The organism is Methylocapsa aurea (genome assembly GCF_000746085.1).
In the GTDB taxonomy this organism is placed as follows: domain Bacteria; phylum Pseudomonadota; class Alphaproteobacteria; order Rhizobiales; family Beijerinckiaceae; genus Methylocapsa; species Methylocapsa aurea.
Genome location: NZ_KN050804.1, coordinates 408,608 through 421,035 on the forward strand (window position 1 = coordinate 408,608; position 12,428 = coordinate 421,035).

Genomic DNA, 12,428 nt, shown 5'->3' on the forward strand with positions numbered 1-12,428 from the left:
TTTGTGAGGAGACGGAAATGCAGGCAAATTGCGAGCGTCGCCAATCTCCACTATGAATTGGAGTTGTAACCGGCTCGGCGGGCAATGGAGGCATTCGGCGCATGCGCCGGCGCCTAAGCTTCAAGTGGATCCATGCTGTCGAACAAAGGAAAATATGGCCTCAAGGCGCTGATGCATTTGGCGACGTTCGAGGGTCCCTGCCTTGCAGCCGAGATTGCCGCTCAAAACCAGATCCCGCGTAAATTCCTCGACGCCATCCTGCTCGAACTGAAGAATGCCGGCATCTTGACCAGCAAGAAAGGCAAGGGCGGCGGGTATCATTTGGCGCGTCCAAGCGATAAAATTACCGTTGGCCAAATAATTCGTATTTTGGATGGACCTCTGGCGCCGATCGCTTGCGCCAGCCGCACCGCCTACCGCAAATGCGCCGATTGTCCGGACGAGGACGCCTGCGCCGTCCGTAATTTGATGCTCGACGTGCGCGACGCCATAGGGCTTATTCTCGATCGCACGAGCATCGCCTCCTTGTGCACGCGAGGCGACCGAGACAAGCAGCCGCTTCGATGATGGCCTGGCTTTCTCAATTCCCCACCGAAATATTGCGTTAGCTCTGGGGGGTTCAGAAATTCGTAGACCAGAGAGCGATCCGCTTGACGCCGAGGGGAAGCGCGCGTTATTCGTCTATAAATAATATAGACTTTATGAGATATCTCCCCTTTTTCCCCTTAGAGGCGATGCGGATAACTGGCGATTCCAAAACAGGCAATTACGACGCAGGCATCGGAGATCGGCTGCGCAGGTTGATGTTGCGCCAAGGAGGGTCCCTTGAAAAGCTGGCTGCGTTGTCGGGACTTGGGGAGAAAAAGCTCACCGCGATCGCCCTGGGGGAAATGGCCCCGACAATCAATCTTCTATGGAAAATCGCCAACGCCCTTGGCGTTCCCTTTGGCAGCTTGATTTCGGCGCGTCATCGTCGCGGCGCGTTTGTTCTGAGAAAAGATCAACAGAAAGTCATCTCTTCGAACGATGGACTTTTCACCTCTCGCCCCCTGTTTCTTGACGATTCCCAGCGGCTGGTCGAATTTTATGAATTGACCCTTGCGCCGCATCACGCCGTGCGCTCCGAGGCGCACAGCCCAGGAACTCTGGAAAGCCTTGTCGTCGTCCGCGGGCACATCGAAATCACGGCGGGCAAAGACCCGACGCAACGACTTGGGGAGGGCGACGCACTGGTCTTCGACGGCGACGTTCCGCATACATACCGAAATCTGGGATCGTCTGAAGCCCTTCTCTATCTCGTCATGTCCTACGTTGATTTGACCGAGGCCTGAACCTCGCGACCACATCAATGTCCGAACCCCGAGATCATTGGCGTCAATTGCCTCAATAGCGCGCCGCAACCCGACCGTCGGGGGCGCCCGCCAATTGAAACCGGAAACGCGCGCTCCGCACTTGGCATTCGGATGGTCACCCTTACTGAGGGATGCAAGTCCCTTATCGCCGCTTGCGGAATGGGCCGCGCCCGCACGACGCCTTTCCTGCGGCGTTTGGCGTCTGACATCGCCCGCCACGAAAGCGCAAGAAATCCCGCATTCAGTCCGCCGATCCGCGAGGCGCGCCGACCCAAAACCCTCAGACGCCGGCGATTCTACTGCATCGATTCTGCTCGAAAGATCGGATCGAGGACGGATGCACGGCGCCCGCTGTGGCATTTTTGCACGCATATTTTGAGATCGACGGCGCGCCGCGCTTTCTAAATTGACACTATCCATCGACTTAATAGAGATTTGTTAAATCCTACGATTTTGATCGATAGATCTTCAGGCCATCTCCAATAGCAACGCCGCGACTCGCGGCTGTGCCAATACCCACGGAACGCCATCATGAAAACAAAAAAGTCACCGCGACTAGCCCAGCGCATCAGCCTGCCTGTCTACCTTAGCCTAACCGCTTCCACCGCCGCTTGGGGGCAAGCCGCTGTCGAGGGCCATGTCGAGGACGTGGTGGTCACTGCGCCGGCGGCGGACACAGTGGAGGCCATCTCGCAGGAACAGGCGACGGCATTCCAATCTACGCCTCAAGCTGTGTCTGTGGTCACCAAGCAGCAAATCCAGGACCTGAACATCACCAATCTTCTGCAAGCGCAGAAACTCGCGCCCAGCCTGCAAATCAAGTTCTCCAACGTCCGCAACCTCACCGTCAATATTCGCGGATTTGGCGCCGCCACCTCCAACGCGACCGACTCCATTTTCGGCGGCGTGCCGATTTACATAGACGGCGTCTACCAACCGCGCCCCGGCCAAGCGATCTTCGATATTCCAGACCTAGAGGGCATCCAGGTGCTGAAGGGGCCTCAATCCACCTCCGGCGGCCAGGACAGCACCGGCGGCGCCGTCTACATCACCACGGCGCTGCCGAGTTTCGTCGCGCAGGAAACCGCCGAAGTGTCCTATGGCAATTACAACTACGTCCAGGTCAAAGCCTCCGCCACCGGGGCCATCGCCGAAAGCGACAAGGCCGCTTTCCGACTCTCCGCCTTTGGGACCGATCGCGAAGGCTATATCTACAATTATAATCAAGGGCAGAACAATAATGATTGGCACTCGAAGGGCGCCCGCGGTCAGATCCTGTTGACGCCTACAAATGACCTCTCCGTCCGCCTTGTCTTCGATTATTCGCATGTCAATCAGTCCTGCTGCGTCTCCCTTTTCAACGGAGTAGTCACGAATTACGCGAACGGCGCGCCTGTTGTAAATGGCTTCTATGCTCGAGCGGCCAGGGTCGGCTACACGCCCCTGCCGTGGAATGCGCTCGACCGCTACAAGACGGATGTCGTCGGCTATCTGCAGACTGCACAGGAAACCGAGGGCGCGGCGGCTATCGTCGACTACGCCTTTAACGGCTTCACCCTAAATTCAATTTCCTCCTATCGGGGTTGGGACTTCCATCCAAATAACCGAAACGGCAACTTCGGCGGAGTTCCGCTGACTTTGAATTCCAATGGTCACGTTTCGCCGGAAAGATCGATCACTCAAAACATCAAGATCAGTTCGCCGAAGGGTCTGCCGGTCGAGGGAAGCGCGGGATTATTTTTTCTCCATGAGAATCTGTATGACCATGGTCTGACGACCTATGGCCCGAAAGCGGGGAACTGGTTCGCCAGCTCGTCCGCGCCGGCGACCCTTCTCGTTTACAACCGGGCGCTAAACTATCTCGGCAGTCAGTTCTATGACAATCCGGAGACCAATCAGATAGCGCCCTTCGCGCAAGGAGTCTGGCACGCCACGCCAAATCTCGACATCGATGCCGGCCTGCGCTACTCCTACTCGGCCAAGCAAAGCCTGTTCCGCCAATATAGGTTCAGCGTCAACGACTACTCTGGCTTGACCCCCGCGCAGATCCAGCAGGTCATCAATATTCAGAATGGACAGATTGGCGCCAACAGGGAATTCTACGCCGTCACCCGCCAAGGGCTGATTTCCGCGCTCGCGTCGGCCTCCTACAAGTTTACCCCGGATGTGATGGGATATGTAACCTATTCCAGGGGCGGACGCGCCGGCGGGCCCAATCCTGTCGCCAACCTTCCTCTCAACGCAAAAACCACCGTTAAGGCGGAAGAGCTCGACAACTACGAGGTCGGGGTGAAGAGCAGCTTCTTCGACGGGCGCCTGCAGGCAAATGCGTCCGCCTTCGTGATGGTCATGAATAATTACATCACCAATGTCACCAGCCTGGTTGGCTCGACGCCGGTCAGCTACCTCGCCAACGCAAAGCGGGCAATCTCGCGCGGCGTTGAACTCGATCTTCGGGCGAAGCCGACCGAGGAGATAACGGCTTATGCGTCATTCACTTACGACGACGCATATTTTGACTCCTTCAATAGTGGCCCGTGCCCGTTCGAAATGAACTACCCCGGGGGGCCGAAAAGCTGCAATTTCACCGGCAAGCCGTTGTCGATCGTCCCGAAATTCGCGATGGCGGTCGGCGCCGATTACACCCATAGGCTCGATCCCTTTGAAGCGATCAGCCCGAAGCCCTTGGTTGCCTATGTAGGAGCCGACTTCACCTATCAGACCCAGCAATATTCGGAGGCCAACGATTCAATCTACAGCCTCATCCCCGCATATGGCCTGCTCAATCTTCACGCCGGGATTAGGTTCGAGGACGCCAGCTGGGACTTTTCCGTGTGGGCCCATAATGCGCTGGACAAGCGTTACTTCATCAACCTTTCGCCGGCGCTAAGCGGCGGCGGAGGCGGCATCGGCGGCAATGTCGGCGATCCGCTCATGGCCGGATTGACCCTCAGGGCCAAGCTCTGAGAGCGACGCGGCAATCGCGCGTCGAGGACATTTTCATGAAGACCAAAGCAGCTTTGAAAGGAACGACAATGTTAGCAAGAATTCTCATCGCTCCGACATGCGCCTTGGCGCTCGCCGGCTCCGCCGCCGCCGCCGATCTCCCCTTGGGCCCGCCGCCGCCCGCAGCGCCGATCTTCGCCTGGGGCGGCTTCTATCTTGGGGGCCAGATTGGCTATGCCTGGGGCGCGGACAACAGCCAATTAACGGTTCTCAGCGGCCCCCTTGGCGGCGGGTTTCTCCCGCCCGCCTATGTTTCGAGCGCCGTGAGCCCGGCGGGCGCCATCGGCGGCGTTCATATCGGCCATAACTGGCAGGTCAACCAATGGGTGCTTGGACTAGAGGGCGAAGTTGACGGCACGACCTTAAACAAGAGCATTCAGCCAACATCCTACCTGTTGTCCAATACTCGCTCGCCGGTTCAAGGCAATATTCGCGGCCGGATTGGCATCGCTTTTGATCACATTCTCGTCTACGCGACAGGCGGCGGCGCTTACGCCGCCATTCTCAACGCCTACAATGTGCTCGGAGCGCAAGGCAATTTTCGGACGACACGAAGCGGCTGGACGGTCGGCGGCGGCGTCGAATATGCGGTCGATAACCATTGGTCCGTGCGGGCTGAATATCGCTATTCGGATTTCGGCTATTTCTATGATGGCCCCGCCGTTTTTCCGCAGGTGTTCGAAAGCCATCATTGGACGGAAAATCAAGTCAAGGCAGGCTTCAGTTACAAGTTCGGCGCCTCTGCTCCCGCGGCGATCGTGGCAAAAAATTAAGCGGCTTGACGATAGCTAAACCAACTAACCGCGCGAGCGCCAAAACTCCCGCGCCGAGGCCGATGGCGATCTACTCAGCCGCCGCCGGACTAATCTCAGGCTGAGCCCCGCGCTCTCCGGCAGGCGCTGGGCGAGGGCTCCGCAGATATTCGAAGGCGAGATAGATGACCGGCGTCGTGAACAAGGTCAATATCTGACTGACGAGCAAGCCCCCGACCATGGCCACTCCGAGAGGCTGGCGCAATTCCGATCCGGCGCCGGAGCCGAGCATAAGCGGCAGGCCGCCGAGAATGGCGGCCATTGTCGTCATCATGATCGGCCGGAAGCGAAGCAGGCAGGCTTCGCGGATCGCCTCGATCGGCGCCAGCCGACGGTCGCGCTGCGCGCTGATGGCGACGTCGACCATCATGATGCCATTCTTCTTGACGATGCCGATCAATAAAAGAATGCCGATCAGGGCGATAAGCGACATATCCTTGTGAAACAGCATCAGAAACAACAAGGCCCCGGCGCCCGCGGAGGGAAGTGTCGAGAGAATAGTCAGAGGATGAATGAAGCTCTCATAAAGCACGCCGAGAATGATGTAGACCGCCACCAGGGCCGCGAGGATCAGATAGGGCTGCGAAGCCAGGGTTTTTTGAAATGCCTGGGCGGAGCCTTGAAAGCCGCGGATTAAGGTCGCTGGCGCGCCGATTTGGGCCTCGGCGGCATTGATCGCATCGACCGCCTCGCCAAGCGAGGCGCCCGGCTTCAAATTGAAGGACAGCGTCACGGCCGGGAATTGGCTCTGGTGGTTGACCGATAAAAAGCCAACCTGATCCGAAGCGTAATGGACAAAGGCGGAGAGCGGCACCTGCCGGCCTGTCGTAGGCGATGCGATATAGATCTTTTCTAGAGTGTCCAGCCGGCTTTGCAGCTCGGGCAGGACCTCGAGCACCACGCGGTAATTGTTGAGCTGGGTGAAGTATTGGGCCACTGGACGTTGTCCGAATGCATCATAGAGCGTGTCGTCAATGACCTGCGGCCGAATGCCGAAGCGCGACGCCTGATCGCGATCGATGACGATGCTGATCGCGGCGCCGCGATTTTGCTGATCGCTCGCGACATCCTGCAATTCAGGCAAGGTCTTCAGCTTGTCCAGAATCATCGGCGCCCAATGATTCAATTCGCCGATATCGGCATGCTGAAGCGTATATTGATATTGGGTGCGGCTTGTCCTTGCTCCGACGTTGAGATCCTGCGGAACCTGCATGAAGAACATGACGCCTTGAACCGCTGCGAGCTTCTTGCGCAACCGCGCGATGACCTCATTGGCGCTTGCGCGCCGCTCGCTATGCGGTTTGAGGCCAATGCGGATGAAGCCGGTATTGGACGCGTTGGCGCCAAGACTGCCGATGGTCGAAACCCATCCCATGATGTCGGGATCGCCGGAGATCGCATCGGTGACCGCCAATTGGCGCTTGGTCATCTCAACGAAGGAGATGTCTTGCGCGGCCTCGGTGATCCCATAGATGACGCCGGTGTCCTGCTGCGGAAAAAACCCTTTCGGGATGGCGACATAAAGAAAGCCAGTCAATGCCACCGTGCCGACGAAGACAAGCAAAGTCATCCGCTGATGCCGCAACACAATGTCGAGGCCTTTCGCATATGCCGCCAGCAGCGCGGCGAACGCGGCCTCAAACAGCCTTGAGACGCGGCCGGGATTCGCCATGCTCTCGCGATCGAGAAGGCGGGCGCACATCATCGGCGTCAAGGTCAGCGAGACGATGGCCGAGACTAGGATCGTCAAGGCGACGGTGAAGGAGAATTCGCGCAAGAGGCGGCCAACGATCCCGGACATCATAAGGATTGGGATGAAGACTGCGACCAAGGACAAGCTGATGGAGATGATCGTGAAGCCGATTTCGGACGCACCCTTCAGCGCTGCCTCTTTTGGGCTCAAACCCGCTTCGACATGGCGGTAGATATTTTCCAGCATGACGATCGCGTCGTCGACGACGAAGCCGACGGAGATCGTGAGCGCCATCAAGGAAAGATTGTCGAGACTGAAGCCAGCCACAAACATGAGGGCGCAGGCGCCGAGCAGCGACAGCGGCACGGCAACGCTCGGGATCAGCGTCGCGCGCAGGTTTCCAAGGAACAGAAAGATAACGATCACCACCAGGACAGTCGTGATCAGAAGCGTCCATTGCACGTCATCGACTGCGGCGTGGATGGTGCTGGTCCGGTCGACCTCGATCGCGACCTTCAACGCTGGCGGCATTGAGGCCTGCAACAAGGGAAGCGCCGCCTTCACCCGTGCGACCGCGTCGATGACATTGGCACCCGGCAACTTGAAGATCGCGAGGACGATCGCGGCATGACCGCTCGCCCAACCAACGCTCTTCACATTCTCGGCGCCGCCAATCGCCTGGCCGATGTCGCGGATTCGAACCGGCGCGCCATTGCGATAGGCTATGATGATATCGTTCCACGGCGCGGCGTTGGTCAGCTGGTCATTGGCGTAGATCGTGAAATTGCGGCGCTCGCTTTCGATGCTGCCCTTCGGCGCATCGACCGTCGCGCTGGCGATGGTTCCCCGCAGATCCTCGAGGCTGAGCCCCATCGCGGCGAGTTTCAATGGGTCGGCCTGGACCCGGATCGCCGGCTTGCGCTCGCCCTGGATCGAGACCTGGCCGACGCCGAGGATGCGGCTGATCTGTTGCGCAAGCACATTGTCGGCGTAATCGTCCACTGTGGTGAGCGGCAGCGTGTCGGAAGAAACGCTGAGGATCAGCATCGGAAAGTCGGCGGGATTGGACTTGCGGTAGGTCGGCGGATAGGGCAGCGTTTTTGGCAGACTTCCCCCCGCTGCATTGATCGCGGTTTGGACGTCCTGGGCGGCGGCGTCGATATTGCGGTCGAGGTCGAACTGCAGACTGATGGACGAAGAGCCCAGAACGCTCGTCGAGGTCAGTTGGGTCAGCCCAGATATTTGCGAGAACTGCCGCTCCAATGGACTTGTCACCGAAGAGGCGACCGTCAGGGGATCCGCGCCCGGCAAATTTGTCGTGACCTGAAGCGTCGGAAAGTCGATCTGCGGCAGCGGCGCGATCGGCAATTGGGGAACGGCGACAAGGCCAAGCAGGGTGACCGCGAGCATCAACAAAGTTGTGCCGACGGGCCGCTCTATGAAGGGCGTTGAGAGGCGCATCGACCGCTAGTCCCGCTTGCTCGCGACAAGTGGGTTTGCCGGCGGACTCGCCTCGACCTCCACCTTCGAGCCCGGCAGAAGGCGGTACTGTCCGCTTGTCACGACAAGGTCGCCGTCCCTGAGACCGGCCTCGACTACCGCCGTTTCCGCGTTTTCGGGGCCGAGCTTGAGTTTGCGCGCCTCGACTGCGCCGTCGCTCTTGACGAGATAAGCAAATCTTCCATCGGGGCCGTTCTGGATGGCGGCTGCGGGAATGGTTAGAACGTCGCGTAGGGTCGACAGATGCAGCCGCGTCATGACGAATTGTCCGGGCCAGAGCAGCCCAGCCTCGTTCGGAAGCGTTGCTTTGAGCCGGACCGTCCCGGTCGCCTGATCGATCGCATTGTCAATCAATGTGAGTTCGCCGACGTCAAACTGCCGCTCGCCGTCGCGGCTCAACGCGGCCACCGGCAAAGGCCCCACGGCCATGGCCTTGACGATCCCTTGCAGCGCATCCTCTGGCAGAGTGAACAATATGCTGATCGGGCGGGTCTGGGTGACTGTGACGATGCTGTCGGGATCATTCGCATGGACGATATTGCCGCTATCGATCCGGCGAATCCCCGCCCGTCCGGTGAGGGGGGATCGAATTGTCGCATAGCCGAGGTTCACCTGCGCATATTCGATCGAAGCCTCGTCGCCTTTGATCGCCGCCTCTAGCTGCGCCACCTGCGCTTGCGTCGTATCGAATTGCTGGCGAGCGACGAAATTCTTTTCGACCAGCGCGGCGTGGCGCTGGAGATCGCGGCGAATATTGTCGAGCTGCGCCTGATCCTGGGCCTTTTTGGCCAGCGCCTGATCAAGATTGGCCTGAAAGCTGCGCGCATCTATTTTGACGAGCACGTCGCCCGCCTTCAGCTCTTGCCCTTCCTTGAACGCCACCTCTGTGATCTGGCCGTCAATCCGAGCTCGGACCGCCACCGAATTATAGGCCTGCACATTGCCGAGGCCAAAAAGGTAGATTGGAACGTCGCGCCGCGCCGCGGGGCTTGCTCCGACAGGCACGGGGACGACGCGCGCAGGACCGTCGACGGGCGCGGACCGTGCGCCGAACCACAATCCGGCGGCGGAACCGGCTGCCAGAGCCGATGCTAAGGCAAGCGACGTTTTACGCATTTATCGATATCCCATTCAGCGGCAACAGAAGCGTTGGCGGCGCGGCGGCTCTCGCGGCCATCCCGGAGGCGGTCCCATTGGATTTAATACGGCAAAGTCGATAGAGTTAATCGGATATTCGAGCGGGGAGATTTTGTCGAGATGCAATTGGCATTTTTCGAGCGGCGTGCGGCAGGCGTCACTAGAGCATGATGCCGAAAAGTGGAAACCGGTTTTCGGACGACATCATGCTCTAACTCTTTGATGAGAGGCGGATTTAAGACTTTGGACGAGATCGCGTTGCGATTCCGTCCAAAATCATCCGGCTCTAGCCATCGCTGCGCTGGAGCCGTTGGGACCTCTACCGAGGGGCGGGCCCCGTCCCTCCGGCTAATGGGCGGCTCTGACGACTGCCTCGAGGCGGGACGGCAAAGAGACGGCCGCCGCCGACGTCGAAGACTCCAGCAAATTCGCATGAAGAAGCGCGGCGCCAAGGGCCGAGCAGGCGAGCGCCCAGGGCGTCGAACTCCGCGTCATTGCCGGTTAGAGCGTGGCCGGTTAGAGCGTGAGACCATTCTGCACCGCGGTCGCCGCGATGAACGCGTTCATTGCGCGGGAGCGTCGGCCGTTGGCTCGCTCCGCGCGTGATCCACTTCAGGCATTTGCCGTCCAGCCCCAACTGGAAACGTCGTTCGGCGTCGCGTGGCGACGCTCGCGGGCGGAGCGCCGCCCTCTCTGTCTAGCCGGGGACTCCACTGGCTTCGCGGCGCTATGCAGAGCGGCGTTGACCCTTTTCCCGAGAGGCGACGAAGGCCCGATTATTTTCGACTGGCGCGGTAGCGCCACCATGTGCCCGGACTACGGCGGCGGCGGGGCAGTCGCGAAGTCGCGCGAGCGCGTTTTTCTGTATTGGCCTCGGCAGCAGCGGCAAGCGCGGACGGCGCCGCAGCAAGCACCGCCGCCGCGCCGATCGCAAAAAGTCCGTCTAGGAAAACGCGCCGTGACAACATGACTAGACCCTTTCGGCAATTAGAATCCGGACTCTAGTCAACTCAGGCCATTCGCGGGATTGCGCGTTCTTCCAACTTTTCCGCTTGTAGACAGAATCCGCGCGCCCGATGCGCCGCCACAGGATCACAAGATTTGCCCCCTCCGTCAACGATGGTGCGATACAGCGGATTTACAATGCGGCGCAAGATTGGGGCGCCGCATTGTAAAGTAGAACGATTTAATAAGCGGGGACCCCTTTTTCGGAAGCGGAAAGGGGATCCTGCGGCGAGAGCGGCGTTCGGGATTTAGGCGCGTCGGATTTGCCTTGACGCGAGACTTCCCGGGCTTGCCAGTGATCGCTCCTGAAGCTGGTTGCGCAGGCCGAAGGGCGGGCGGCTGGCTTCCGCTCAACCGGTCGCGTTCAAGATATTTTTCTGACCTTGCGTTGACGAGTTTAGGCGCCTGCGATACGTTTATCTTAGAAGAACTGCGGCCCTGAGGTGTCGTACGGGATTGCTTAGAAGATGGGACACAGGGTCAATTTGAGCATAAATGCAACTGGAGTGAAGGACGACTTTCCGGCCGAAAGTCCAGCGCGAAGGTAGCTAGCACCAAATTCTACGCCATGGGCGACCAATGCATTTTCAAGACACATAAACCAGCCAATGATGAGAGGGGCTTTGAAGGTCCCCCGAAATCGGGCGGGAGAGTCAGGTGCGGCGCTGGCGGAGCGTTCAGGATTGGATTGCCGATGAGCGAACCTAAACTCACAAGAGAGCCCGCCGAGTCCGGCAGAGCAAGCCTATTGCGGCGAAAATTGCCCTACGTCATCGTGCTCATATTGGCAATCTTCGGCGTGGCCTTCACCAATATTTCGCATCAGCCTCTGATCGGCTATTGGGAGTTTTTGGCTCTGGCGATCGGCGTTGTCTGCGTCGTCACGGGGTGGTCCCGTCTCGACGACCGGCAAGCGCGCATTCGGCTGGTGTGGATGCAGGCGCTGCACTGGTTGGCGTTTTTGGTAACGATGAACATCGTGCTGTTGCCCGGCGTTCAGAGAATGTTGAATGCGCCGGCAACCAGTCTGGTGCTTTTGATGTTGCTTGCGCTCGGCACCTTTGTCGCGGGAGTCAATCTTCTATCTTTGGAAATTGCTTTCCTCGGTCTAGCCATGGCTCTCGCCGTTCCGGCCATCACGTGGCTGAAGCAATCCGCCCTCTTTTTTGTCCTGGCCGCTGCGCTTTTCATCGGACTTGGGATGACGTTCTGGCCTCGCCAAGGCGCCGCGCGCGTCGGGAAGTCGTCCGGGCGAGGCGAATAGCGCCGCTGCGGGCTGAGCTTGGGCGCATGAGCGAGTAGAGTTGAGTCCCGCTTGGCAGAAAGGGCTTATGGAAAATGTTGTCTCGGCGCTCCTTCTTAGACGGTCTTTTTGCGATAGGCGCGGCAGCTGCGCTTGCCGCCGTCGCGACGTCCCAAGCCATTGCTGCGGCTCCGGCCGCTGAATCGGCGCCTCCCGCTTCCCCCACGTCGCGACACCGCCGCCGTCGCGCTCATCCCCTGTCCTGGTGGGAGCGCCGCGCCCAGCGTAGACGACTGCGCGCCGAGCAGCGGCGCAGACGCGCCAAGCCGGCGCACTGACGGCGCCTTAGTTCGCCATCCCTCCAAAAGCGCAGTTCCTCCGCAACGCCTGCAATTGCGAAGTTGAATGGAAAGCCAGCTCGCGCGCCACGGCTGTGCGATTCAAATAGCGGGCGCGTCGCTTCGCCGATTATGCGTTGTGTGTCTTGTCGGGTGGCGCTTGTCCCGAGAGGAGCACTGCGATCCATTGGAGGGAAGGGTATTGCTCGCAGACGGTGAGGAATGCGATCAGAATTGGAACGCCGATGAAGGTCCCTGGCAAGCCCCAGATGAAGCCCCAGAAGAACACCGCGAACATCACGACGAAGGGAGAAATGGCGAGGGTCTTGGCGGTGAACAAAG

At 59.4% G+C, this 12,428-nt stretch carries 7 protein-coding genes and 1 pseudogene; 5 read left to right on the forward strand and 3 right to left on the reverse strand.

Features of this window, described 5'->3' with window-relative positions; all coding sequences use genetic code 11:
• Window positions 1–132: 132 nt before the first annotated feature.
• The 4 genes from DL86_RS17115 (at window position 133) to DL86_RS17135 (ending at window position 5,131) form a co-directional block, all read left to right on the forward strand.
• Window positions 133–567 carry an RrF2 family transcriptional regulator gene (locus tag DL86_RS17115; protein WP_036263826.1) on the forward strand — a complete coding sequence of 145 codons (435 nt, stop codon included), beginning with the start codon at window positions 133–135 and terminating at the stop codon, window positions 565–567.
• A gap of 167 nt (window positions 568–734) precedes the next feature.
• Complete coding sequence (locus tag DL86_RS17120) at window positions 735–1,331, forward strand: helix-turn-helix domain-containing protein (RefSeq protein WP_036263829.1); 597 nt, start codon at window positions 735–737, stop codon at window positions 1,329–1,331.
• Window positions 1,332–1,883: 552 nt separating this feature from the next.
• Window positions 1,884–4,319 (forward strand): TonB-dependent receptor, encoded by a 2,436-nt coding sequence (locus DL86_RS17130; protein WP_036263835.1) that lies wholly within the window; start codon window positions 1,884–1,886, stop codon window positions 4,317–4,319.
• A 68-nt stretch (window positions 4,320–4,387) separates the two neighbouring features.
• Complete coding sequence (locus DL86_RS17135) at window positions 4,388–5,131, forward strand: outer membrane protein (protein WP_036264153.1); 744 nt, start codon at window positions 4,388–4,390, stop codon at window positions 5,129–5,131.
• Between the two features lie 70 nt (window positions 5,132–5,201).
• Here DL86_RS17135 and DL86_RS17140 read toward each other — a convergent pair whose 3' ends face one another.
• Window positions 5,202–8,324 carry an efflux RND transporter permease subunit gene (locus tag DL86_RS17140; protein ID WP_051953649.1) on the reverse strand — a complete coding sequence of 1,041 codons (3,123 nt, stop codon included), beginning with the start codon at window positions 8,322–8,324 and terminating at the stop codon, window positions 5,202–5,204.
• A gap of 6 nt (window positions 8,325–8,330) precedes the next feature.
• Entirely contained in the window at window positions 8,331–9,479 is a 1,149-nt protein-coding gene (locus DL86_RS17145) for an efflux RND transporter periplasmic adaptor subunit (RefSeq protein WP_084572993.1), read from the reverse strand.
• 1,720 nt (window positions 9,480–11,199) lie between these two features.
• Here DL86_RS17145 and DL86_RS17150 point away from each other — a divergent pair.
• A complete protein-coding gene (locus DL86_RS17150) occupies window positions 11,200–11,769 on the forward strand; it encodes a hypothetical protein (RefSeq protein WP_036263838.1) in 570 nt (189 codons plus the stop codon).
• Window positions 11,770–12,216: 447 nt separating this feature from the next.
• On the opposite strand, the pseudogene DL86_RS17155 reads toward DL86_RS17150, so the two are convergent.
• Window positions 12,217–12,428 (reverse strand): annotated as a pseudogene (locus DL86_RS17155) (AI-2E family transporter); the annotation flags it as partial.

Coding starts and splice junctions, on each gene's coding strand:
- DL86_RS17150 (WP_036263838.1), top strand. CDS start 11,200: ATGAGCGAACCTAAACTCACAAGAGAGCCCGCCGAGTCCGGCAGAGCA.
- DL86_RS17130 (WP_036263835.1), top strand. CDS start 1,884: ATGAAAACAAAAAAGTCACCGCGACTAGCCCAGCGCATCAGCCTGCCT.
- DL86_RS17135 (WP_036264153.1), top strand. CDS start 4,388: ATGTTAGCAAGAATTCTCATCGCTCCGACATGCGCCTTGGCGCTCGCC.
- DL86_RS17140 (WP_051953649.1), bottom strand. CDS start 8,324: ATGCGCCTCTCAACGCCCTTCATAGAGCGGCCCGTCGGCACAACTTTG.
- DL86_RS17145 (WP_084572993.1), bottom strand. CDS start 9,479: ATGCGTAAAACGTCGCTTGCCTTAGCATCGGCTCTGGCAGCCGGTTCC.
- DL86_RS17120 (WP_036263829.1), top strand. CDS start 735: ATGCGGATAACTGGCGATTCCAAAACAGGCAATTACGACGCAGGCATC.
- DL86_RS17115 (WP_036263826.1), top strand. CDS start 133: ATGCTGTCGAACAAAGGAAAATATGGCCTCAAGGCGCTGATGCATTTG.